Below are 23503 nucleotides of genomic sequence, written 5' to 3' on the forward strand. Positions count from 1 at the left end.
ATTGTAATTAACTTGAGAAGTACCCCTTCATGATTCCCCTCTGCGAATTTTTAACAAATTCTAATATTTCGTCTCTCTCTGGAGTAGCCTCCATTTCTGCCTCTATAATCGCAACAGCTTGAGAGTTATTGTAATTTTTTTGATATAGAATTCGGTATATATTCTGTATCTCTCTAATTTTTTCGGTTGTAAAACCTCTACGACGTAAACCAATAGAATTGATTCCAACATATGACAAAGGTTCCCTTGCCGCTTTTACATAAGGAGGTACATCTTTTCTAACCAAAGACCCACCAGTTACAAAGGCATGATTTCCGATACTACAAAATTGCTGCACTGCAGCCATACCAGCCAAAACCACATAATCACCAACATTTATATGTCCAGCAAGTGTGCTGTTATTTGAAAATATACAATTATCCCCCACAATACAATCATGAGCAATGTGGCAATAAGCCATAATCCAGCAGTTTTCGCCTATTTTGGTTTTCATCCTATCTGCGGTTCCTCGATTTATTGTAACACATTCGCGAATCGTAGTATTATCACCAATCTCGGTAATAGTATCTTCGTCGTTAAATTTTTTATCCTGTGGTGTTGCTGAAATTACAGCTCCAGGAAAAATACTACAATTCTTTCCGATTCGGGCACCTTCCATAATTGTAACATTTGAGCCAATCCAGGTTCCTTCACCGATTACTACATTATTATGTATTGTTGTAAAAGGCTCGATTACAACATTTTTTGCAATTTTTGCTCCTGGATGAACATATGCTAAAGGTTGATTCATCTACTATTTTTAATTATTTTGATTTAACAATTTGCGCCATAAGCTCTGCTTCGGTTACCAACCTTCCGTTTGCATAGGCAAAAGCCTGCATATGACAAATACCTCTTCTAATAGGGGTAATTAATTCTAATTTAAATATCAAAGTATCGCCTGGCAATACTTGTTGTTTAAATTTAACCTTATCAATTTTCATGAAATAGGTAAGGTAATTTTGAGGATCAGGCACTGTGCTCAAGGCCAATATCCCTCCTGTTTGTGCCATAGCTTCTACCTGAAGAACACCCGGCATTACAGGGGCTCCCGGAAAATGCCCAACAAAAAACGGCTCGTTCATTGTCACATTTTTCAAGCCAACAACATGTTTATCAGACATCTCTAAAATTCTGTCTATTAATAAAAATGGGGGTCTATGCGGAAGCATATCCATAATCTTATTAATATCCATTAAAGGTTCTTTTGACAGATCGAAATGCGGAACTTTATTACGTTTTTCTATTTTAATAATTTTGGAAAGTTTTTTTGCGAACTGAGTATTCACAAAATGCCCTGGTTTATTCGCGATTACTTTTCCTCTAATTCTTGTTCCAATTAATGCTAAATCCCCAACAACATCTAATAATTTATGTCTAGCTGCTTCATTTGGGTAGTGAAGTGTTAGATTATCCAAGATACCATTGGGTTTGATTGCTATAGAATCTTTTCCAAATGCTACTTTAAGCTTCTCCATCGTATCGGGACTTAACTCCTTATCAACATAAACGATAGCATTATTAAGATCACCTCCTTTTATTAAGCCATGTTCAAGTAACATTTCTAGCTCATGCAGGAAACTAAATGTTCTTGCATCTGCAATTTCTGTTTTGAATTCAGAAAGATTTTTCAAAGATGCATTTTGGGTTCCTAAAACTTTGGTACCAAAATCCACCATTGTGGTAATCTGATATTCATCGGAAGGCATCACGATAATCTCACTACCAGATTCCTCATCGGTATAAGAAATTACATCTTTTACAATATATTCTTCTCTTTCGGCTTCTTGTTCAACAATACCTGCTTTTTCTAATGCCTCGATAAAGAATTTACTCGAACCGTCCATAATTGGAGGTTCTGAAGCATCTAATTCTATGAGAAGGTTATCAATTTCAAGTCCAACACAAGCTGCCAGCACATGCTCTGATGTCTGGATACTTACTCCATTTTTTTCCAAATTAGTGCCTCGTTGCGTATTAACAACATAATTAGCATCTGCTTCGATAATAGGGTTTCCCTCAAGGTCTATTCTACAAAATGCATACCCGTGATTTTCGGGAGCTGGTTTGAACGTAAGTGTCACTTCTTTTCCAGTGTGCAAACCAACACCGGTAAGTTGTACTTCCTTTTGAATGGTTCTCTGTTTGCTTAGAACGACATCACTCATTATTATTTATCTTTTTCTCTAGTTTGTAAACCCTATCAACTATTTTTGGTAGGTTCTTAAAGTGAACATAAGATTTATTATAGTCTGAATATCCTAAAGCAGGTGACCCCTGGATTGCTTCTCCATCCTTAATATTTCTTCCAATTCCAGATTGCGCTTGAATTCTTACTTTATTACCTATGGTAAGATGTCCAGCAATTCCCACTTGACCTCCAATTAAACAATGCTTACCTATTTTTGTAGAACCTGCTATTCCGGTTTGTGCAGCAATGGCAGTATGTTCACCTATTTCAACATTATGTGCAATCTGTATTTGATTGTCAAGCTTTACTCCTTTCCTAATAATCGTCGAGCCTAATGTAGCTCTATCGATTGTAGTTCCAGCACCAACATCTACATTATCTTCAATAATAACATTTCCGGTTTGTGGTACTTTACTGTATTCGCCTTTCTCATTCGGTGTAAATCCAAACCCATCTGCACCAACAATTGCTCCACTATGAATTACACAACCATTTCCAATAACGGTTTCTGAATATATTTTCGCTCCAGCAAAAACAATAACATTATCACCTATAGTTACATTATCTCCAATGTATACGTTGGGATAAATTTTGGCATTTTTTCCGATTTTCACATTCTCTCCCATATAAGAAAATGCTCCGAAATATATGTTCTCTCCAAATGAGGCTGTTTCTGAAATAAAACTTGGTTGTTCAATACCAGACTTATTCATCTTTACCATATTATAGTACTCCAACAATTGTGAGAAAGCTTTGTAGGCATCATCAACTCGTATTAAGGTAGTTTTAATATGTGATTCTGCTTCAAAGGTTTTATCAACAATGGTAATAGACGCATCAGTAGAATAGATAAATTGGGTATATTTAGGATTTGACAAGAAGGTCAATGACCCTTTGGTTCCTTCTTCTATTTTCGCTAATTTGGATACTTCAACAGTTTCGTCTCCTTCGACTTCACCGTCCAAAATACCCGCAATTTGTGTGGCTGTAAAAATCATTCTAGCAAAAGTATAAAAAATGTGTTAATGTTTGTACTTTGGAGAGCACATAAAATATTTGGTAACAGGTTTTGATAGGGCTTCAAGGTTATATTCATCGGTCGCTTTAACAATATCCACAATTTTTCTGGACTTGTATAAAATGTTTATATTCTGTTTGTTTTGATGGTACGCTTGGTTCGAGATGGTTCCACCAAAAACAAAATAACGAGCATCCCCGCTAGAAATTTTATATTTTTCACAGATTTTACTAATTAGTTTTTCTTCTTTTCCTTTTTGGAAAGGTTTCTTCTTAATCTTGATCTTCAACAGGTCTCTATCCACAATCATCGAAGATAATTTTCTTAATACAAAATCATCATTATTCATCCATTCTTTCATTGCAGATACAATATCATAATCATCTAATTTTGCAAATGTTTCCAGGACCTCGGTAGTAAAATTATCTGGTGTAATCTTATTTTCCAGAAAAAAAGTCAATGCTTTACTAGCAGGTAGTTCTACGCCTTTCTCAACCAACTCCTTGGCCCTTTGCAAAACTCTAATCAGCACATTTTCGGCTACTATACTAGTTTTATGCAAATACACTTGCCAATACATTAATCGTCTAGCCAATAAAAATTTTTCGACAGAATAAATACCTTTTTCCTCGATCACCAATTCATCATTAACCACGGTAAGCATCGTAATCAAGCGCTCGCTATTTATATTTCCTTCGGCAACACCAGTATAAAAACTATCGCGTTTCAAATAATCAAGACGATCCATATCCAACTGACTGGAAATAAGCTGATGTAAAAAATTGCGATGATATTCTCCTTTAAAAATTTGAATAGCCAACGTTAAACTACCGTTAAAATCGTCATTAATTTTTTCCATAAACATCAGCGAAATTGCTTCATGATTCACTTCATTAACAATACTATGTTCCATGGCATGAGAAAAAGGACCGTGTCCAATATCATGTAATAAAATAGCAATATATAGTGCTTCTTCTTCTTCTTCTGAAATGCTAACATCCTTAAAACGAAGCACTCTCACTGCTTTTTGCATTAAATACATACAACCCAATGCATGGTGAAAACGTGTATGATGCGCTCCGGGGTATACCAAATATGAAAGTCCCATTTGGGAAATACGTCGTAATCTCTGAAAGTATTTATGTTCTAAAAGATCAAAAATTAGTTCATTAGGTATCGTAATAAAACCGTAAATTGGGTCGTTTAATATTTTGAGCTTATTTCTTTTTTTCAAGTTTACTGTACTTTTACAAAAGCAAATATACATATATGCTATTCATAAAGAACATTTCGCAAAAAAATAAAGGCAAGATTAGTTCTTTAAAAGAGGGAAATAAGCGTATTTTAGGAATTGATAAATAAAACATAAAACTTAATGAGTAAAATAAAGATACTGTGGGTGGACGATGAAATTGATTTACTTAAACCACATATATTATTTTTAGAAAAGAAAAATTACGAAGTAACCAAATGTCAAAGTGGTACCGAAGCTTTGGATATTTTGGATGAGGATAGCTTTGATATTGTATTCTTGGATGAGAATATGCCTGGATTATCGGGAATAGAGACTTTATCTGAAATAAAAGAAAAGAAGGACAGCTTACCAGTAGTAATGATTACCAAAAGTGAAGAGGAATATATCATGGAGGAAGCTATTGGAAGTAAAATTGCCGATTACCTTATAAAACCAGTAAACCCTAATCAAATATTATTAAGTTTAAAGAAAAACCTTGATAACTCTCGCTTAGTTTCCGAAAAGACGACTTCTAGTTACCAACAGGAATTTCGGAAAATAGCTATGGATATGGCAATGGTAAATTCTTTTGAAGAATGGGCAGAGTTATATCAAAGATTAATTTATTGGGAGATTCAATTAGAAGATATCGAAGACACAGGAATGTTTGAAATTCTAGAATCGCAAAAGGTAGAAGCCAATTCGCAATTCTGTAAGTTCATCGACAAAAACTACCCTGACTGGTTTAACGGCAATACCCAAGGTCCTGTAATGTCACATACTTTGTTTAAAGAAAAGGTAGTTCCCGAAATTAGTAAAGACCAACCTACCTTGCTTATTGTAATAGATAACTTACGATATGACCAATGGAAAGCTTTTGAACCTATCGTAAATAACTATTACAAAAAGGATCAGGAAATCTCATATTATAGTATTCTACCAACGGCAACACAATATGCCAGAAATGCAATTTTTTCTGGTTTAATGCCATCTGAGATGAAAAAAAGACATCCTGATTTATGGCTTGACGATACCGATGAGGGTGGTAAAAACATGAATGAAAATGAGTTTCTTACAGCACAATTAGAACGTCTGGGATTAAACATAAAGCACGAATATTACAAAATCACCAATGAAAAATCTGGCAAAACGCTTGCTACAAACTTCAAAGGACTTAAAAACAATGACCTTACCGTAGTGGTTTATAATTTTGTTGATATGCTTTCTCATAGTAAGACCGAAATGGAAGTAATTAAAGAATTGGCTTCTAATGATAAGTCCTATCGATCCTTAACGCAAAGCTGGTTCAAAAACTCTCCTTTGTTAGAAATGATCCAACAAGCGCAACAACTAGGATTCAAACTACTTATAACTACAGATCACGGTACCATAAATGTTAAAAATCCTTCAAAAGTAATAGGAGATAAAAACACCAGTCTAAATTTACGCTACAAGACTGGAAAAAGCCTTACATACGAATCAAAAGAGGTATTGGAAGCTATTAATCCACAAACCATACATCTACCCTCTATTAACATGAGTAGTTCTTTTATTTTTGCAAAAGGTGATTTCTTCTTTGCATATCCTAACAATTACAATCATTATGTAAGTTATTATAGAAACACTTATCAGCATGGCGGGGTGTCTTTAGAAGAAATGATAATACCTTTTGTTGTTTTAAATCCCCGTTAAGTCTATTTTAGAATTTAAGAATAATGACCATAGAATATACGTTAAAGGATCTTCCAGATGTAGCACAGAAGATACTATCTAATGTAAAAAGTAAGATTGTACTCTTTGACGCATCCATGGGTGTGGGAAAAACCACACTAATAAAAGAGATCTGTAAACAGCTTGGGGTAAAAGATGTTATTTCGAGCCCCACCTATTCTCTAGTAAATGAATACCACGGCGATCAAGGATTGGTTTATCACTTCGATTTTTATCGAATCGAAGACGAGGAAGAGGCATACCATATTGGCTTTGAAGAATATCTAGACTCTGGAAACTGGGTTTTTATAGAATGGCCAGAAAAAGTACATAATTTATTACCAAACCAGGTTTCTTTGATTAAAATCGAACTTTCGGATAACGGAAATAGAGCGCTTACTTATAAAATGGTTTAATCCATTTATATGTTTTAAATAAGCCATACAATTTGTTTTCTTGGCTTTTTTATTCGTAATTTGAGTTACCGAATTTCACACAAATGAGTAAACCAACATCTCCTTTTACAAAAGAACAACTCCTACCACAGGAGGAAATGATAGAAGTCGCACGTAAAAAAGGAAAACTGTTTATTGGTATCCCGAAAGAAACTAGTTATCAAGAAAAAAGAGTATGTCTTACACCCGATGCCGTAGCTGCTTTAACCGCTCATGGACATAGAGTACTATTAGAAACCAACGCTGGGATTGGAGCTAGTTTTACAGATAGAGACTATAGTGAAGCAGGTGCAGAAATTACTAACGATAAAACTAAAGTTTTTGGTTGTCCTATTATATTAAAAGTAGAACCGCCTTCACTCGAAGAATTAGAGCATGTAAATCCACAAACGGTACTTATTTCAGCACTGCAACTTAAAACACAGTCTAAGGGGTATTTTCAGGAACTTGCAAAAAAAAGAATTACAGCTTTAGGATTCGAGTTTATTCGTGATGCAGATGGCGCCTATCCTGCCGTTCGAGCATTAAGTGAAATTGCAGGAACCGCTGCTGTTTTAATTGCTTCAGAACTAATGAGCAGTGCTACAGCTTCGCAAGGATCAGGGTTGATGATGGGAAATATTAGTGGAGTTCCTCCGGTGGAAGTTGTTATCATTGGTGCAGGGACAGTAGGAGAATTTGCTGCACGTTCTGCAATTGGACTTGGCGCAAATGTTAAAGTATTCGATAACTCAATCACCAAACTACGTTGTATACAAACTAATATTGGAAGACCTTTATTTACCTCAACTATTCAACCCAAAAACTTATTGAAAGCGCTACGACGTTGTGATGTTGTTATTGGTGCCGTAAGAGGAAAAAACAGGGCCCCAATTATTGTTACAGAAACTATGGTAGAGTGCATGAAACCAGGGGCTGTTATTATAGATGTGAGCATAGACATGGGAGGTTGTTTTGAAACTAGCGAAGTTACCTCTCACGATCACCCTACATTCGAAAAGCATAGTGTGTTACATTATTGTGTCCCAAACATTCCATCGAGATATGCCAGAACATCATCATTGTCAATTAGTAACATTTTCACCCCTTATTTATTACAAATTGGTGATGAAGGAGGAATCGAAAATGCTGTACGTTTTGATCGTGGTTTAAAAAATGGATTATATTTCTATCATGGAATTTTAACTAGTAAACCCATTGCAGATTGGTTTGATCTTTCGTACAGAGATATTAATTTATTGATACTATAAGTACTCTAAAGCTAATTACAGATTTTATTAAAGTTTAGTTTTTCTTCGAAACTTTATCCTTTTAGTTCATGAAACTCAAAAAATACTTACTTTTGGCACCATAAGTTTTGAGCATCTTTATGAAATTAGCACAACGTCTATTTTATTATTTAGGAGGATTTATAGTCGGTCTTATTATCTTATTTTTCTTTTTAGGAGGAAAAAAAGCTTCTTGTGATTATAGTCCCACTGCCAGAGTTTTAAAAAATATTAGAGTAAAACAAAGAACTTTTTCAGAACAAGCACTTGAAAATATGAGATCTTATAGTGTTGACACTGCAGATATTTCTTCTATTTTAAAAAAAGGCAGTGTAGATTTCTCCAAGAGTAACACCAAATTAGATTCATGTCGTACTTATTATATTGAAGGGCTCGTAAAAGAAAAAACGATTTCTTTGATTATTGAAAACTGCGATTCTATTGCCAAAATTAACTCATTAGGTATCGTTCAATAGTCAGAACAATTCCTTGCTCATTACCCAAAAGTCAAATCTTTGTTTTCCTATTGTGAAAGGATGCTCCCCTATAATTTGATATTCATTGCGATGATAAAAAGCAACTGCTCTTTCATTTTCCTTCAATACCGATAACCACAAGTATTGACTTCCCTCTTCTATAGCTTTATCAAAAATTATTTGTTGTAGTTTGCCACCAATACCTTTTGAAGAAGTCCCGTTCAACATGTAAATTTTTTGAAGTTTGCTAATATTGTTATTCTTAATAAATGCTGAAGGCGAATTAAGCTGAAGCTTGGCATACCCAATGGGAGACTCTTGATCTAAAACCAGCCAATAAATATTATGAGACTTACTCATACTACTTTTTATTTTCTGATATGAAAAAGTAACATCCAAATAGGTAATTAAATCCTCTCTATCAAGAAAAAGATGCCCAAAAGACTGATCAAATGTCTTTTTTCCTAAGAAAGATATATCTTTTGCATCTTCAAGCACTGCTTGTCTTATAGTAATCACTTTATCTCTTGTTTGGTTTAATATTTTTAAATGTTTCAAAAATCTTTTGAAACTTGTCTTTATTTATAGGTTTATGAACCACTCTTGTTCCCAAGGGGTATTTTTCTACACAATTGCCAGTTAAACAATTTACAGGTCTGGTAGGTCTTTTTTCAAAACCTCCGCCACAATTTGGACATACATTATTCAAAACAGTATCTACACAATCCTTACAAAATGTACACTCGAATGAGCAGATCATAGCATCATCACTATCATTTGAAAGAGCCTTATTACAGTTTTCACATGTAGGTCTTATTTCTAACATCTACTTAATCTTATTTATTATTTTCGATATATTTCAACACAGTCGAGGGTACTTCGACTCCGTCTAACATTTCTTTATCCGATATAGCGTCAAATGCTACTTGTTTTATAGGCACTACCCCTGCCCAAATAGGTAATTTATAATCCTGTAGCTCGTCATTTACTCCTTCTGCTCTAATCTTTGCAGATGCCGTATCAATACTTATTTCCAACACCAGGGTTGCATTAAATTCTTTTTCGTTTGGCTGCCTTACATGATCCCAATGTCCGGGAACCATATGATTAAGAATACAAGCCAAAGCTTCCATTTTTTGAATAGGATCATCTACCCTTCTTACTTCACCAAAAACAGTTACCGACCTATAATTGGCCGAATGGTGAAAAGCCGATCTTGCCAAAACCAATCCATCCAAATGTGTTACGGTAAGACTAGCATCACCTGCCTCTAATAAACTAAGCATCATGCGGTTTTTTAATGATCCGTGAATGTATATCTTATCCTCTTTTCGGCAATACGCTGTTGGAATAACAATTGCTTTTCCTTTAAAAACATACCCAATATGACATAAAAACGCATCATCCAATATAGAATAGACGGTATCTACTTCATAATTTGCTCTTTTTGGCCCCCTTTTTACTTTATTCAATTCAGTAGTTGGATATTCTGTCATAATTTTCTTTTTATACATTTTGTTTTTATCAAATTTTCCAGGAAAATCGTTCCTTACTTTTAGGCTCCCCACCTATTTTCTTATAAAATCGAATAGCATCTAAATTAAAATCAGGTGTTTGCCACTGTATCTCTTTACAATCTTCAGTCTTTGCATAATTTTTTATCTTGCCCATGAGCTTAGCGCCAACTCCTTTTCCCCTGATCTCTTCTTTCAGGTAGAGACAATCCAAGTACATATAAAATGAGGCACCCCAGGTCGAAAATTGCTTCATAAAGGTTGCATATCCTTGCAATTTACCATCTTGTTCTACTACAAGGCATTTAATATCCGAATCCGATGTAAAAAAATACTCCAATAATAATTTTTCTTTATTCATTGGGTTATAATCCACTTTCTCAAACAATGCATGTGCCTTGCATAAATCAACAAGCAGTTTAACATCTGTTTTCTTTAATAACCTTATAATCATACACACTTTCGGTACTTAAAACGGAATGTTTTCTTATCTAAAATTTTAACTTTTCAATCAAAAGTAATAGTTTTATGGTACATTGAAATGATCCAGTTTTTAAATAATAAGTAGTCCAGTTATGTTTCCGTTTAAGAATAACATTACGCTAGATCGTAAATCCAATCGTAACTTATATCTTCAGCTATGTGATCAGATCATTGGGTTTATTAAATCTGGAAAACTTGGTCCATCAACAAAACTACCGGGTTCCAGAAAGTTATCTGAAGATTTAAATATTCATCGCAAAACTGTTATTTCGGCTTATGAAGAACTTATATCTCAAGGTTGGATCGAGACTTTTCCTGCCAAAGGAACGTTTATCACTAGCACTCTACCTGTAGTAAAACCTACAGATTTTGATAACAACAACAGAATCAAAAACCAAAAACAACAAAGTGGTTTCTCTTTCAAAAGCAGACCAGACTTAAATCCTGATTTAAATAATTATTCTAACGAACAGTTACTCAAAGTTAATGATGGCTCTCCCGATTATCGGCTCGCCCCTATAGAAGAGATCACCAGAGTCTATAGAAATATCATCAAAAAAGCGCATCATAAGAAACTATTAACTTATGGTTCTGCTTATGGAAATCCAGAACTTCGCAAAGCTCTGGTTGCATACCTTAATCAAACGAGAGGCCTTAATGTCTCTGAAGAAAACATTTTAATCACCCGGGGAAGTCAAATGGGTATCTATCTAGCCGGGCAGTTATTACTTTCTTCAGGAAAAAGAATTGTAGTTGGTAACACAAATTATATGACTGCAGACAATACGTTTAAAGATGCCGGAGGAATCATCGAAAGAATCCCTGTTGATCAAAACGGTATAAATACTATTGCCCTGGAAAAGTTATGCACCTCCAAGAAAATCGAAGCGGTATATGTAACCTCTCATCATCATCATCCCACAACAGTAACACTTTCGGCCGAAAGACGAATGCATTTACTTCAATTAGCTCAACAGCAACGTTTTGCAATTATAGAAGATGATTATGATTATGACTTTCATTATAGCAATGCTCCTATTCTCCCCCTTGCGAGTAATGACTACAAAGGAAACGTAGTTTATATTGGTGGGTTTACCAAAATTATTGCTCCGGCAATAAGAATAGGATACTTAGTTGCACCAAAAGATTTTATTGAAGAGGCTACAAAACTCAGGAAAATTATAGATCGCCAAGGAGATAGTTTGTTAGAACAAACACTTGCAAGAATGATAACGACAGGAGATATACAGCGACATTGTCAAAAGGTTTTAAAAATGTACAAAGCAAGACGGGATTTATTCTGCTTATTGTTAAAAGAAAAGTTTGACAATTATTTTGATTTTGAAATTCCAAAAGGAGGCATGGCTGTTTGGGTTCGGTTAAATAATAAATACAACTGGGATGATTTGGTTGCAGAATCCAAAAAGCTAAATCTCGAACTAAACCCAGAATGGCGAAGGTATGACAATGTTAATTCTGGTCATAATAGTATACGTTTGGGTTTTGCTTCGCTAAATGAAGAAGAGATTCAATTAGTTATCCAGCGACTAGAGATCGCTTTCAAAAATATTTCATAGCAATCTTTTAGACTATTTTTTATAACAAAACAATGCATCTCAATTACATAAATGATAATATTAAAAAGGAATTATTCTATATTCAAGTTATATTTCCTTAATAATCCTTCTAATCCAGTTGTACTAAACTTGGCTTTCTTTAATCTATTTTTTTCTGGATCAATTATAAAATGCTTTGCTGTTCTAAAATCAACGTTTTCTGCTATTGTATTTTCAAAAATTGCATTTTTCAAATTACAGTCTGCAAAGACAGATCCTGTAATATCGGTATCTGTAAAATCTACTTCTTTAAGACTGCAAGAGGTAAACATTGTGTTTTTCATTGCAAAACCAGAGAAAGAGCTATATTCAAGATTACAATGATCAAACCTTACAGAAAACATGAAATCATTGCAACTGGTAAAATCTGAACCTAGCATTTTACAATCTTTGAAAATCACTTCCTGAAACGAAGTTTCTTTTAACATGGTAGCACCAAAATTACACGTATCAAAGGTACACTCTAAAAATGTAACCACAGACATATTAGCTTCTGTAAAATCGCAATTCGCAAAAGTACAATTATCATATTCCTTGGCCAGAAGCTTTTTTCCAGAAAAATTTTGATTTTCAAAAGTTTGATCAAGAATTGGATGATTCATATAATTATTAAGATAAGGTTTAACGTTCTAACCTCCAGGGTGGATTCTTTCTATTATCTCCTGCAAAATACAAAATGATCTGGTTACCATCAGGATCTTTAAGACGGGCTTCTCTCCAAAGCCAACGTTGATCGGTTGGTAATTGATCAAATTCAAGTCCTTCTTTGATTAACCTATTTACTTCTTGATCCAATTGTTTTGTTTCAAAATAGACATATACTCCATCTCCTTTTGGCAATTCTTCTACTTCATGAATTGAAAATGTAGCATCACCATCGAGGCATTCGAACCGTGCGTAGTGCGGTAACGCTTCAACAATTAAATGTAATCCTAATTTTTTATAAAACGCAATTGATGTAGCCACGTTTTTTGAGGGTACTGTGACTTGGTTAAGGTTCATTCTATAACTTTCTTCTTTTCTTTTCTTGTGAAAGCAAATTAAGCTCTCTACTGGTTTGCCCGGCAACTGAGGTATTTTCTTCGGCTCTACGAATCAAATACGGCATTACATCTCTTACTGGTCCAAATGGAAGATACTTTGCAACATTATATCCTTCGTCTGCCATATTGAAACTTATATGATCACTCATGCCATACAATTGTCCAAACCAAACTCTGGGGTCATTTCTTGATATAGTGAGTTCGCGCATCACCTCCATAGCCATATAACTACTCTCTTCATTATGGGTTCCTATAAATACTGAAATATCCTTTAGGTTCTTTAGAATATACTTCATCGTAGTATTGAAGTTGTCATCTGTATGTTTCTTATTCTTACATATTGGAGTAAGGTACCCTTTTTCTTTGGCTCTTTCATTCTCTTTCTCCATATAAGCACCACGTACAATCTTAACTCCTATTTTAAAACCATATACCCTAGCTTCTTCATGAAGTTTTTGTAGATACTCAAAACGATCATGCCTATATAGTTGTAATGTGTTATAAACAATAGCCTTTTCTTTATTGTATTTTCGCATCATCCTGGCTACCAATTCGTCGGCGGCATCCTGCATCCAACTTTCTTCTGCATCTATTAATAGTGCCACATCGCATTCATATGCTTTTTTACATGCCTTATCAAACCGTTCTTCAATACGTTCCCATTCTTTTTCTTCTTCGGTAGTCATTGGAGTCCCTTCGGTTTTCTTTTGCCAAACCATAAACCTACCAAAACCCGTTGGTTTAAACACCCCAAAAGGCATTGCTTCTTTTTGATCTGCAAATTCTAAAAGTTCAATAGTTTTATTGAGCACCGAATCAAACTGAGCTTCCTCTTCTTTTCCTTCAACAGAATAATCAAGTACCGAACAAACTTTCTTTGAGTAAATTTTGTCTACTACAGGCAAACAGTCCTCTTCACTTACTCCACCACAAAAATGATCAAAAACTGTCGCTCGTATAAGTCCTTGCACTGGTAAATGTGCTTTTATTGCAAAGTTTGTCACTGCAGTACCTATGCGTACCAATGGCTCATTGGCAATCATTTTAAAAAGAAAATAAGCTCTTTCCAGTTCAGAATCACTTTTTAAAGCAAATGCAGTCTCTGTATTATCAAATAAGTTATTTTGCCCCATTAAAAATTAATTTTTAAGAATCTTTAATTATATAGATGTTTTGATAAAAATATGATCGATTTACACAAATACGAAGTACATATTTTGTGATATCTGCAAATATAGAACTTGCGAGTTTATTTTAATCTAAATTCTGCTTAATTTCGTCGCTCCTAATTCAACATTAATATGAAGCCAATAGTTTCAAAAGATTCGATAGTATATTTTAACCAGGAATGCTATTCAGCATTAAACGCCTATCTAGAAAAAGTAAATCATTCAAAAATTTGCATTTTGGTAGATAGCAATACGCATGAAAACTGCTTACCCTATTTCATGAGTAAAATTGAAAAAGAATATGATATCGAAATCATTGAAATTGAAGCCGGTGAAATTCATAAAAACATCGAAACCTGCAGTGGTATATGGAGTGCTTTGGCAGAATTAGGTTTTGATCGTAAAGGATTAATGATCAATCTTGGTGGTGGTGTTGTAACTGATCTTGGAGGTTTTATTGCTTGTACTTACAAACGAGGTATTAATTACATCAATGTTCCTACTTCGTTACTTGCTATGGTAGACGCTTCGGTTGGTGGGAAGACCGGGGTTGACCTTGGTAATTTAAAAAACATGGTTGGCGTCATCAGCGAATCTGAAATGGTATTGGTCGACACAGAATTTCTAGGCACTTTACCTGTAGAGCAAATGTGCAGTGGATTTGCAGAAATGTTGAAACATGGACTTATTCAAGACAGAGAATATTGGGAAAAATTAAGCGATTTGTCGAAATTGGAACTTGAAGATTTGGATCAGATGATTTATGACTCTGTAATAATAAAAAACAATATCGTTTTTGAAGACCCAACCGAGCAAAATATACGCAAGTATCTTAATTTTGGTCACACCCTGGGGCATGCCATTGAATCCTTTTATCTCACCCATCCAGAAAAACCCACGTTGTTACATGGTGAAGCCATTGCAATAGGAATGATCATGGAAGCTTATATTTCCTCAAAATTGTTATCTGTTACTCCTAATGAGCTTCAACAAATAAGTGATGTAATACTAGCAACCTTCCCAAAAGTAGATATCAACCCGGTTGACTACCAACAAATAAGCCAACTTCTTATTCATGACAAGAAAAATGAGAAAGGTAATATTCTTTTCGTTTTGCTTACTACCATTGGAGATGCTAAATATAATTGTAAAGTACCTGATGAATTGATATTGCAAGCTTTTGAATATTACAGTTCACTTTAATTCTTTTTTTATACTTTAGAATCAATACTAATCTAAACTTGCCATCTTGAAAAAAAAAATCTTTAAACTCTTAAAAATACTAGCACTTAGTACTATCACACTTATAATTATTGCTATTGCTACGTTATACTTCTCTCTTAATCAAGAGTTACCTCAAGGGACAACAGGTACTGAAGCAGATAATTTTGCTTTAAAGATTCAAGAAGCTGTTAAACATAAGAGCTATCTCAACACCGATTATATACAATGGAGCTTTAGAAATAAACACCATTATCTATGGAATAAGAAACAGGGAACTGCTAAAGTGCAATGGGAGGATTATATTGTACATTTGGATTTGAACTACCCTGAGAAGAGTTATTTGGAAAATAAAAATATCAAGAAAGAAAAAAAGAAGGAACTTATTACTACAGCTTTTGCCTATTTTAATAATGATTCTTTTTGGGTTGTAGCACCACATAAGTTGTTTGATAAAGGAGTTACTCGTCAATTAATTACCCTTGAAGATACCAGCAAAGGCCTTTTGGTGACTTACAGCACTGGCGGTACCACGCCTGGTGATTCCTACTTATGGAAAGTTGATGAAAACTACGTCCCCAAGAGTTATCAAATGTGGGTTTCTATAATTCCAATTGGAGGAATTGAAGCCACATGGAATGGATGGACCTCTACCGAAAGTGGCGCTTATTTATCCCAAAAACATGAGCTGTTAGGCTTTGGTATTCCCATTTCAAACTTAAGAGCCTGGAACAAAAACTAAATATGCTTTATTTTTTTGCGCTTGCTCCAACAAATTGTTGAGACTTATTTTTGAAAAACACATTAAAAGTGGTTAAACTACCATAAATTCTGGTAATGTATTGTTGTAAATCTATTTTATCCTGATCATCAAGATTAGAACTGTTTATTTTTTGTTCCATAACTCGTATACGATCCCGAACCATTACAATTTTATGAAAGAATTTTTCTATAGGAAGCTCTTTTGAAGCAAGATTCTGATCTCCAGGTTGCATAATGAGATTTCCACCTTTCCATTTATCCGCCATAGGAACAATTTCAGATATATCGCTATATCTTTTCAAGAGATCTTTAAGTGTTTTCTCAACTTCATAAAAACTTACTGTATCAACTTCGTCTTCAACCCCTTCAATTACTTCAAACTCATCATCGATATCAATAGTTTCTAATCCATTATCGATAAAAGTGACCCAATACATTTTTGAAGTGACATTTGTCACTACTCCTAATCCATGTTTTGGATGCTTTATTCTTGAACCTATTCCTAATATCATTACTATAATTTTCTTGTAAAAATATAAAAGTATTCATCAAAACTGAAAGAAAAATATTCCTTTGATCAAAAAAACAGTTGATTTCAAAAAATGGGTAAAACACCGATAGTAATTCTGGTATTTTCCCCTATTTTATATTATATCTACAAAAATAAATATAGTTTTACAATTTATTCCAAACCCTGTAAAAAGTCCGGTACTCTCAAAAAATAAAGTGTATTTAACAAAACAGAAACTAAACCAATTTCAAAAAACGCATTCAAATAACTACATTTGCAATCTTGGTTAAAATTTTATGGTCGAATCTGAAGAAAATATTGAAGTATTAGGGGCGCGTGTTCATAATTTAAAAAATATAGACGTAACCATACCTCGAGAAAAACTAGTTGTGATTACAGGTCTGTCGGGATCTGGTAAATCATCGTTAGCCTTTGATACTATCTATGCCGAAGGACAACGAAGATATATCGAGACTTTTTCTGCCTATGCTCGGCAGTTTTTGGGCGGATTAGAACGACCAGATGTAGACAAAATTGATGGCCTTTCTCCAGTAATTGCCATAGAGCAAAAAACTACAAGTAAAAGTCCAAGAAGTACCGTTGGTACAATTACCGAAATCTATGATTTTTTAAGGCTCTTATTTTCTAGAGGAAGTGATGCTTATAGCTATAATACCGGCGAAAAAATGGTAAGTTATAGTGATGAGCAGATCAAAGACCTTATTCTTAAAGATTTTAAGGATAAAAAAATAAATATACTTGCTCCTATTGTTCGATCTAGAAAAGGACATTATCGCGAACTCTTCGAACAAATCGCTAAACAAGGTTTCATAAAAGTGCGTACAGATGGTGAAATAAGAGATATCACCAAAGGAATGAAACTTGATCGATATAAAACCCATGATATAGAAATTGTAATCGATAGACTTTTGGTTACTGAAGATCAGGATAATTCAAAACGTCTTATGGAAACCATTAACACGGCCATGTATCACGGTGATGATGTATTAATGGTGATCGACCAAGACTCCCAAGAAGCCAGATTCTTCAGCCGTAATTTAATGTGCCCTTCTAGCGGTATTTCATACCCAAATCCAGAACCTAATAATTTTTCATTTAACTCTCCAAAAGGAGCATGTCCAAAATGTAATGGAATTGGGAATCTTTATGAGGTAAACCTTAAAAAAATTATTCCCGATGATTCTAAATCGATAAAAAATGGTGGTTTGGTACCTCAAGGACCACAAAAAAACAACTGGGCTTTCAAACAGCTAGAGTTAATAGCACAGCGATTTGATTTTAAGCTTAGTGATCCTATTAAAAAAATTCCTGAGGAAGCGATGCAGGTCATATTGTATGGAGGAAAAGAAAAATTCAGTATCAATAGTAAATCGCTAGGTGTAACCAGAGAATACAATATCGATTTTGAGGGTGTAGCCACTTTTATAGAAAACACCTACAATAATAACGATTCTACATCATTAAAAAGATGGGCCAAGGATTTTATGGATAATATCCAATGCCCGCAATGTGAAGGAAGCCGATTGCGTAAAGAATCTTTATACTTCAAGGTTAATGGAAAAAACATAGCCGAGCTTGCCGCTATGGACATTAGTGAGCTATCAGAATGGTTCAAAGAACTTCCAAATCAATTAAGTGACAAACAAAAGCAAATTTCTGGAGAAATATTAAAAGAAATCAATGCGCGTCTTCAGTTTTTAGTCGATGTAGGACTTACCTATCTTTCTTTAAACCGAAGTAGTAAATCTCTCTCGGGAGGTGAAGCACAGCGAATCCGGCTAGCAACTCAAATAGGATCTCAACTTGTAGGAGTGCTATATATTCTAGACGAACCTAGTATTGGTTTACATCAAAGAGATAACGAGAAACTTATCAATTCTCTTGTTCAATTAAGAGATATTGGTAATTCGGTTATTGTAGTAGAACATGATAAAGATATGATCGAGCGAGCAGATCATGTTATCGATATTGGACCGTTGGCCGGAAAACACGGAGGTGAAATTATTAGTGAAGGAACTCCTAAAGAGCTTCAACAACACAACACCTTAACTGCACATTATCTTAGTGGTAAAAAACAGATTGAAATTCCTTCAAAACGCAGAAAGGGTAACGGAAAAGTAATTTCATTAAAAGGGGCCACCGGAAACAATTTAAAAAACGTATCTATTGATATTCCTTTAGGAAAAATGATTGCTGTTACAGGGGTTTCAGGCAGTGGAAAATCCACTCTTATTAACGAAACGCTATATCCCATTCTTAATGCATATTATTTTAACGGTGTCAAAAAACCTATGCCTTATAAAAGTATTAAAGGACTCGAACATTCTGACAAGGTAATAGATATTAACCAATCCCCTATCGGTCGCACACCAAGGTCAAACCCAGCAACCTACACAGGTGTATTCTCTGAAATACGAAGCTTATTTGCAAAAACACCCGAAGCTATGATAAGAGGGTATAAACCTGGACGATTTAGCTTTAATGTAACTGGTGGAAGATGCGAAACCTGCAAAGGTGGTGGACTTAGAGTGATTGAAATGAATTTCCTTCCGGATGTCTATGTAGAATGCGAAACATGTCAGGGAAAAAGATTTAATAGAGAAACACTGGAAATTAGATATAAAGGAAAATCAATATCCGATGTATTAGAAATGACTATTAATGAAGCTTGTATTTTCTTTGAACATATCCCTAAAATATCAAGAAAGCTAAAAACTATACAAAGTGTTGGACTGGGTTATATTACACTAGGACAGCAATCGACTACGTTATCTGGAGGCGAAGCTCAACGTATAAAACTAGCTACCGAGCTTTCAAAGAGAGATACTGGTAATACATTTTATATTCTAGACGAACCAACAACCGGACTTCATTTTGAAGATATACGTGTTTTAATGGAGGTTCTTAATAAACTTGTTGACAAAGGAAATACCGTTTTAATTATAGAACACAACCTCGATGTAATTAAAATGGCAGATTATATTATTGATATTGGATATGAAGGGGGGAAAAATGGTGGTCAAGTAATCGCCAAAGGAACACCTGAAGAAATTATTAAAGACAAAAAAAGTTACACGGCCAAGTTTCTTAAAAAAGAACTGGCACTTTAAATTACACAATTTATGAGAGAACAACACCATAAGGGCTGGAATGAAATAAAAACAAATGACTCATGGGCCATCTTCAAAATCATGGGCGAATTCGTAAATGGGTTCGAAAAAATGAGTAAAATTGGTCCCTGTGTATCAATTTTCGGATCAGCTCGTACCAAAACAGATGACAAATATTACCAACTGGCAGTAGACGTAGCCAAAGAAATTGTGCAGCATGGCTATGGGGTTATTACCGGGGGTGGACCAGGAATTATGGAAGCAGGTAATAAAGGAGCTCATCTTGGTGGTGGAACATCGGTAGGCCTAAACATCGAACTTCCTTTTGAACAGCATGACAATCCGTATATCGATAGTGATAAAAGTCTTGATTTCGATTATTTCTTTGTGCGTAAAGTAATGTTTGTAAAATATTCTCAAGGATTTGTAGTAATGCCCGGAGGATTTGGAACATTAGATGAACTTTTTGAAGCGATGACACTCATACAAACCAAAAAAATTGCAAAATTCCCTATCATTTTAGTAAGTACCGATTTTTGGGGAGGACTAATTGATTGGATCAAAAGTACATTGCTAGAAAAATTTGGAAATATAAGTCCCGGAGATTTGGGCCTTTTTCATGTTGTCGACACACCAGAAGAAGTACTGCAAATATTAGATAAATTTTATGCAGAATATAATCTTAGTCCAAATTTCTGAAACACATGGTTGTCAAATCAGTTATTAATACGAAATGCAGCTTGAAGTGTTTCCTATATTTACATTGTAAAAATTGAAGATTATAAGAATATATACTACCATATTTGCCTTTTTTGCCCTACTTACACTATCGGCACAAAATAACATCACTATTGATGCAGTCCTTGATACAGAAAAAAAAGTATTGTCTATTTCACAAGAAATAACATATACAAATGCTTCAAAAGATACATTAAACAAGGTGCTTTTTCATGATTGGGCAAATAGTTTTTCAAGCAAAACAACAGCTTTAGGAAAACGATTTTCTGAAGATTTCCTGAAGCGATTTTACTTTGCAAAAGATCATGAACGCGGACGCACTCTAATACAAAACATAACCGATAAAAACTCGCAATCATTAAAATGGGGCCGTTATCAAGGTGCCTCGGACATTCTGTGGATTCAAAGCTCCACTCCTATTTACCCGGGAAAAACTCAAACCTTTGTTTTAAAGTATCAGGTAAAAATAGCAAGTAGCAAATTTACCCGCTATGGATATGAACCCAATGGTAATTTCAACTTAAAGTATTGGTATATTATTCCAGCGGTATATGATACCCAATGGAACGTTTATAGTCACAAAAATCTGGACGATCTTTACGCTCCAATCTCAGACTACAATATCAAAGTAAAAGTACCTCATGGATATCAGATTGTAAGTGATCTAAAAAAAGAAACTATTCTTTCTTCTAAAGAAAACAAAGATAAAACCATTGAACTTCAAGGGAGTAACAGAAGTGAAGTCAATTTATATATAGAAAGAACAGGTAAGTTTTATAGTTTTCCAGCCGATGATATTGAGTTTATAAGCAATATCGAAGATAATGACTTAATGCCAGAAATGAAGTCTGTTGCTACCGAAAGAATAATAAGTTTTTTACAAACAAAACTAGGACCATATCCATTCGATAAGATTCTGGTTTCAGAAAGTGATTATAAAAATAACCCGGTATATGGTTTAAATCAACTTCCCGATATCCTTAGGCCTTTCCCAGATGGTTTTCAGTACGAAATAAAACAACTTAAAGCGATAACAGAAAAATATCTTGAAAATACACTTATCATTAATCCAAGGAATGATGCATGGATAAGAGATGCTATCCATATCTATTTAATGATGTCCTACACAGAGCAGTTCTACCCTGAGATGAAGATAATCGGGAAACTGAGCAAAGTAATTGGTATACGATGGTTTCATGCGGCCGACTTAAAATTTAATGATCAATATTTCCTGGCTTATAAAAACATGGCCAGATTATTTTTGGATCAACCACTATCTACTCCAAAAGATCAGTTAGTAAAATTTAATCAAAATATTGCAAATGCCTATAAAGCCGGTGTTGGTTTTAAATATCTACAGGACTATTTGGGTGATGATAATATAGTAGATGAAAGTATTAAAGAATTCTATTCTCAGAATGTATTACAATTTACCAGTTCACAAAAATATAAGGAGATCCTTAAATCTTTATCAAATAAGGATGTAGCATGGTTTTTTGAAGACTATATACAAACCAATGAAAAGATAGATTTCAAAATTAAATCTATAAAGAAACGAAAGGATTCTATCGAAGTGACTATAAAAAACAAAAGAAATAATGCTATGCCTATTTCTGTTGTTGGTTTAAGAAAAAAAGATATTGTTTCCAAAACGTGGGTTACAAATATAACAGGTACTAAAACCGTCAAAATTGCTAATGATGACCTAACCAAGGTGGTGTTGGATTATGAACAAAAAATCCCCGAGGTTAACAGACGTAATAATCACCGTAATCTGAAGTGGATTTTTAATAAACCATTTCAATTTAGATTGCTAGACGACATTGAAGATTCCAGGTATAACCAAATATTTATTATTCCCGAATTCGAGTTTAATGTTTATGATGGTTTCACATTAGCAGGAAAATTTTACAACAAGACATTTATTAGAAGAGATTTCGAATATAATATTTCTCCGGCCTATGGTTTAAAGTCCAAAAAATTATTAGGATCGGCAGCTTTCTTTTTACGTGACCAAATTGCAGAGCATGGTTTATATCAAATGCGTTATGGTATTAATGGAAGTATGTTTAGTTATGCTCCAGACTTGTTATTCCGACGGTTATCGACATCTGCCAATTTTTACTTTAGACCTAAAGACCTAAGATCTAATGTAAAGCAACGACTTTCACTACGAAATGTAAATGTATTTAGAGAAAGAGATGAAGAGAATCCGGTAGAAACACCCGATTATAATGTTTTTAATGCCCGGTACAGGTATTCTGATTTTAATTTAATCAATTTCTTAGGATATACTCTGGACTACCAAATATCTAAAAATTTCAGTAAGCTATCTGCTACTTTTAACTATAGAAAGCTCTTTTTGAATAACCGACAGTTAAACTTGAGGCTATTCGCAGGTACTTTCCTTTTTAATGATACCGAAAAAGATGGAGATTTTTTCAGCTTTGCATTAGATCGACCAACAGATTACCTATTCGATTTTAATTACCTTGGGCGAAGTGAAGATACCGGTTTTGTGAGCCAACAAATCATTATCGCAGAAGGAGGATTTAAATCTCAACTCGACTATCCTTTTGCAAATCAATGGATGACTACTTTTAATGCCAATACCAATATATGGAATTGGATTTATGCCTATGGTGATGTGGGAATAGTAAAAAACAAAGGGATATCGCCAAAGTATGTTTTTGATGCAGGAGTGAGACTTAGTTTGGTTGCCGATTATTTTGAGTTATTCTTTCCTGTAGTTTCAAATAAAGGTTGGGAAATTGCACAACCAGATTATGACCAACAAATTCGATTTATTATAACACTAAGTCCAGAAACTTTAATTGGTTTGTTTACCCGAGAGTGGTATTAATACTTACTAAATATTACCAAAATATTCAAAATGTGAAAATTTTGAATATTTGTTAACCAAT

At 34.2% G+C, this 23503-nt stretch carries 22 protein-coding genes; 10 read left to right on the top strand and 12 right to left on the bottom strand.

Features of this window, described 5'->3' with window-relative positions:
• Nucleotides 1–7: 7 nt before the first annotated feature.
• The 4 genes from lpxA to U6A24_RS14245 are packed head-to-tail and all read right to left on the bottom strand — an operon-like array spanning nt 8 to nt 4482.
• A complete protein-coding gene (gene lpxA, locus U6A24_RS14230; RefSeq protein ID WP_324180659.1) occupies nt 8–790 on the bottom strand; it encodes an acyl-ACP--UDP-N-acetylglucosamine O-acyltransferase in 783 nt (260 codons plus the stop codon).
• Between the two features lie 13 nt (nt 791–803).
• Nucleotides 804–2207, bottom strand: a complete 1404-nt coding sequence (locus tag U6A24_RS14235) for a bifunctional UDP-3-O-[3-hydroxymyristoyl] N-acetylglucosamine deacetylase/3-hydroxyacyl-ACP dehydratase (protein ID WP_324180660.1) — start codon at nt 2205–2207, stop codon at nt 804–806.
• A complete protein-coding gene (gene lpxD / locus U6A24_RS14240; RefSeq protein WP_324180661.1) occupies nt 2200–3228 on the bottom strand; it encodes a UDP-3-O-(3-hydroxymyristoyl)glucosamine N-acyltransferase in 1029 nt (342 codons plus the stop codon). Before lpxD ends, U6A24_RS14235 begins: the two co-directional genes overlap by 8 nt.
• Nucleotides 3229–3252: 24 nt before the next feature.
• Nucleotides 3253–4482: an HD domain-containing protein gene (locus U6A24_RS14245; RefSeq protein ID WP_324180662.1), complete on the bottom strand. Its 1230-nt coding sequence runs from the start codon at nt 4480–4482 to the stop codon at nt 3253–3255.
• 141 nt (nt 4483–4623) lie between these two features.
• Here U6A24_RS14245 and porX point away from each other — a divergent pair, with 141 nt between their 5' ends.
• From porX to U6A24_RS14265, 4 genes are all read left to right on the top strand, one after another.
• Nucleotides 4624–6174, top strand: coding sequence for a T9SS response regulator signal transducer PorX (gene porX / locus U6A24_RS14250; protein WP_324180663.1), 1551 nt, complete (start codon nt 4624–4626; stop codon nt 6172–6174).
• 23 nt (nt 6175–6197) lie between these two features.
• Nucleotides 6198–6608, top strand: coding sequence for a tRNA (adenosine(37)-N6)-threonylcarbamoyltransferase complex ATPase subunit type 1 TsaE (gene tsaE / locus U6A24_RS14255; protein WP_324180664.1), 411 nt, complete (start codon nt 6198–6200; stop codon nt 6606–6608).
• A gap of 83 nt (nt 6609–6691) precedes the next feature.
• Entirely contained in the window at nt 6692–7897 is a 1206-nt protein-coding gene (locus U6A24_RS14260; RefSeq protein WP_324180665.1) for an alanine dehydrogenase, read from the top strand.
• 119 nt (nt 7898–8016) lie between these two features.
• Nucleotides 8017–8391: a hypothetical protein gene (locus U6A24_RS14265; RefSeq protein WP_324180666.1), complete on the top strand. Its 375-nt coding sequence runs from the start codon at nt 8017–8019 to the stop codon at nt 8389–8391.
• Here U6A24_RS14265 and U6A24_RS14270 read toward each other — a convergent pair whose 3' ends face one another.
• From U6A24_RS14270 to U6A24_RS14285, 4 genes are read right to left on the bottom strand one after another with little or no spacing between them, the layout of a single operon-like run.
• Nucleotides 8392–8910, bottom strand: a complete 519-nt coding sequence (locus U6A24_RS14270) for a GNAT family N-acetyltransferase (RefSeq protein WP_324180667.1) — start codon at nt 8908–8910, stop codon at nt 8392–8394. It abuts the gene before it with no gap.
• Between the two features lies 1 nt (nt 8911).
• Nucleotides 8912–9217 carry a DUF1272 domain-containing protein gene (locus tag U6A24_RS14275; RefSeq protein ID WP_324180668.1) on the bottom strand — a complete coding sequence of 102 codons (306 nt, stop codon included), beginning with the start codon at nt 9215–9217 and terminating at the stop codon, nt 8912–8914.
• 10 nt (nt 9218–9227) lie between these two features.
• A complete protein-coding gene (locus U6A24_RS14280) occupies nt 9228–9887 on the bottom strand; it encodes a pyridoxamine 5'-phosphate oxidase family protein (RefSeq protein ID WP_324180669.1) in 660 nt (219 codons plus the stop codon).
• A 28-nt stretch (nt 9888–9915) separates the two neighbouring features.
• On the bottom strand, nt 9916–10359 hold the full coding sequence (locus tag U6A24_RS14285) for a GNAT family N-acetyltransferase (protein ID WP_324180670.1): 444 nt from the start codon (nt 10357–10359) through the stop codon (nt 9916–9918).
• 121 nt (nt 10360–10480) lie between these two features.
• On the opposite strand from U6A24_RS14285, the gene pdxR reads away from it, so the two are divergent.
• Complete coding sequence (pdxR, locus tag U6A24_RS14290; RefSeq protein ID WP_324180671.1) at nt 10481–11965, top strand: MocR-like pyridoxine biosynthesis transcription factor PdxR; 1485 nt, start codon at nt 10481–10483, stop codon at nt 11963–11965.
• A 71-nt stretch (nt 11966–12036) separates the two neighbouring features.
• On the opposite strand, the gene U6A24_RS14295 is transcribed toward pdxR, so the two are convergent.
• The 3 genes from U6A24_RS14295 to U6A24_RS14305 are packed head-to-tail and all read right to left on the bottom strand — an operon-like array spanning nt 12037 to nt 14180.
• Entirely contained in the window at nt 12037–12606 is a 570-nt protein-coding gene (locus U6A24_RS14295; protein WP_324180672.1) for a pentapeptide repeat-containing protein, read from the bottom strand.
• Between the two features lie 19 nt (nt 12607–12625).
• On the bottom strand, nt 12626–13006 hold the full coding sequence (locus U6A24_RS14300) for a VOC family protein (protein WP_324180673.1): 381 nt from the start codon (nt 13004–13006) through the stop codon (nt 12626–12628).
• A 1-nt stretch (nt 13007) separates the two neighbouring features.
• Nucleotides 13008–14180: a proline dehydrogenase family protein gene (locus tag U6A24_RS14305; RefSeq protein WP_324180674.1), complete on the bottom strand. Its 1173-nt coding sequence runs from the start codon at nt 14178–14180 to the stop codon at nt 13008–13010.
• Nucleotides 14181–14348: 168 nt separating this feature from the next.
• On the opposite strand from U6A24_RS14305, the gene aroB reads away from it, so the two are divergent.
• Nucleotides 14349–15419, top strand: a complete 1071-nt coding sequence (aroB, locus tag U6A24_RS14310) for a 3-dehydroquinate synthase (RefSeq protein WP_324180675.1) — start codon at nt 14349–14351, stop codon at nt 15417–15419.
• Between the two features lie 46 nt (nt 15420–15465).
• The gene (locus U6A24_RS14315; protein WP_324180676.1) at nt 15466–16179 is read left to right on the top strand and encodes a hypothetical protein; all 714 of its coding nucleotides are present in this window, start codon (nt 15466–15468) and stop codon (nt 16177–16179) included.
• A 7-nt stretch (nt 16180–16186) separates the two neighbouring features.
• Here U6A24_RS14315 and U6A24_RS14320 read toward each other — a convergent pair whose 3' ends face one another.
• The gene (locus U6A24_RS14320; protein ID WP_324180677.1) at nt 16187–16711 is read right to left on the bottom strand and encodes a hypothetical protein; all 525 of its coding nucleotides are present in this window, start codon (nt 16709–16711) and stop codon (nt 16187–16189) included.
• Between the two features lie 295 nt (nt 16712–17006).
• Here U6A24_RS14320 and uvrA point away from each other — a divergent pair, with 295 nt between their 5' ends.
• The 3 genes from uvrA (at nt 17007) to U6A24_RS14335 (ending at nt 23442) form a co-directional block, all read left to right on the top strand.
• Complete coding sequence (gene uvrA, locus U6A24_RS14325) at nt 17007–19841, top strand: excinuclease ABC subunit UvrA (protein WP_324180678.1); 2835 nt, start codon at nt 17007–17009, stop codon at nt 19839–19841.
• 12 nt (nt 19842–19853) lie between these two features.
• Nucleotides 19854–20540 (top strand): LOG family protein, encoded by a 687-nt coding sequence (locus tag U6A24_RS14330; RefSeq protein WP_324180679.1) that lies wholly within the window; start codon nt 19854–19856, stop codon nt 20538–20540.
• 73 nt (nt 20541–20613) lie between these two features.
• Nucleotides 20614–23442: a gluzincin family metallopeptidase gene (locus U6A24_RS14335; protein WP_324180680.1), complete on the top strand. Its 2829-nt coding sequence runs from the start codon at nt 20614–20616 to the stop codon at nt 23440–23442.
• The last annotated feature ends 61 nt before the right edge of the window (nt 23443–23503 follow it).

Source organism: Aquimarina gracilis, assembly GCF_035285365.1.
GTDB lineage: Bacteria > Bacteroidota > Bacteroidia > Flavobacteriales > Flavobacteriaceae > Aquimarina > Aquimarina gracilis.

What these genes read in the sequence shown, in the direction of transcription:
- lpxA (WP_324180659.1), bottom strand. Translation starts at nt 790, where the DNA reads ATGAATCAACCTTTAGCATATGTTCATCCAGGAGCAAAAATTGCAAAA.
- U6A24_RS14235 (WP_324180660.1), bottom strand. Translation starts at nt 2,207, where the DNA reads ATGAGTGATGTCGTTCTAAGCAAACAGAGAACCATTCAAAAGGAAGTA.
- lpxD (WP_324180661.1), bottom strand. Translation starts at nt 3,228, where the DNA reads ATGATTTTTACAGCCACACAAATTGCGGGTATTTTGGACGGTGAAGTC.
- porX (WP_324180663.1), top strand. Translation starts at nt 4,624, where the DNA reads ATGAGTAAAATAAAGATACTGTGGGTGGACGATGAAATTGATTTACTT.
- tsaE (WP_324180664.1), top strand. Translation starts at nt 6,198, where the DNA reads ATGACCATAGAATATACGTTAAAGGATCTTCCAGATGTAGCACAGAAG.
- U6A24_RS14260 (WP_324180665.1), top strand. Translation starts at nt 6,692, where the DNA reads ATGAGTAAACCAACATCTCCTTTTACAAAAGAACAACTCCTACCACAG.
- U6A24_RS14265 (WP_324180666.1), top strand. Translation starts at nt 8,017, where the DNA reads ATGAAATTAGCACAACGTCTATTTTATTATTTAGGAGGATTTATAGTC.
- U6A24_RS14275 (WP_324180668.1), bottom strand. Translation starts at nt 9,217, where the DNA reads ATGTTAGAAATAAGACCTACATGTGAAAACTGTAATAAGGCTCTTTCA.
- U6A24_RS14280 (WP_324180669.1), bottom strand. Translation starts at nt 9,887, where the DNA reads ATGACAGAATATCCAACTACTGAATTGAATAAAGTAAAAAGGGGGCCA.
- U6A24_RS14285 (WP_324180670.1), bottom strand. Translation starts at nt 10,359, where the DNA reads ATGATTATAAGGTTATTAAAGAAAACAGATGTTAAACTGCTTGTTGAT.
- pdxR (WP_324180671.1), top strand. Translation starts at nt 10,481, where the DNA reads ATGTTTCCGTTTAAGAATAACATTACGCTAGATCGTAAATCCAATCGT.
- U6A24_RS14295 (WP_324180672.1), bottom strand. Translation starts at nt 12,606, where the DNA reads ATGAATCATCCAATTCTTGATCAAACTTTTGAAAATCAAAATTTTTCT.
- U6A24_RS14300 (WP_324180673.1), bottom strand. Translation starts at nt 13,006, where the DNA reads ATGAACCTTAACCAAGTCACAGTACCCTCAAAAAACGTGGCTACATCA.
- U6A24_RS14305 (WP_324180674.1), bottom strand. Translation starts at nt 14,180, where the DNA reads ATGGGGCAAAATAACTTATTTGATAATACAGAGACTGCATTTGCTTTA.
- aroB (WP_324180675.1), top strand. Translation starts at nt 14,349, where the DNA reads ATGAAGCCAATAGTTTCAAAAGATTCGATAGTATATTTTAACCAGGAA.
- U6A24_RS14320 (WP_324180677.1), bottom strand. Translation starts at nt 16,711, where the DNA reads ATGATATTAGGAATAGGTTCAAGAATAAAGCATCCAAAACATGGATTA.
- uvrA (WP_324180678.1), top strand. Translation starts at nt 17,007, where the DNA reads ATGGTCGAATCTGAAGAAAATATTGAAGTATTAGGGGCGCGTGTTCAT.
- U6A24_RS14330 (WP_324180679.1), top strand. Translation starts at nt 19,854, where the DNA reads ATGAGAGAACAACACCATAAGGGCTGGAATGAAATAAAAACAAATGAC.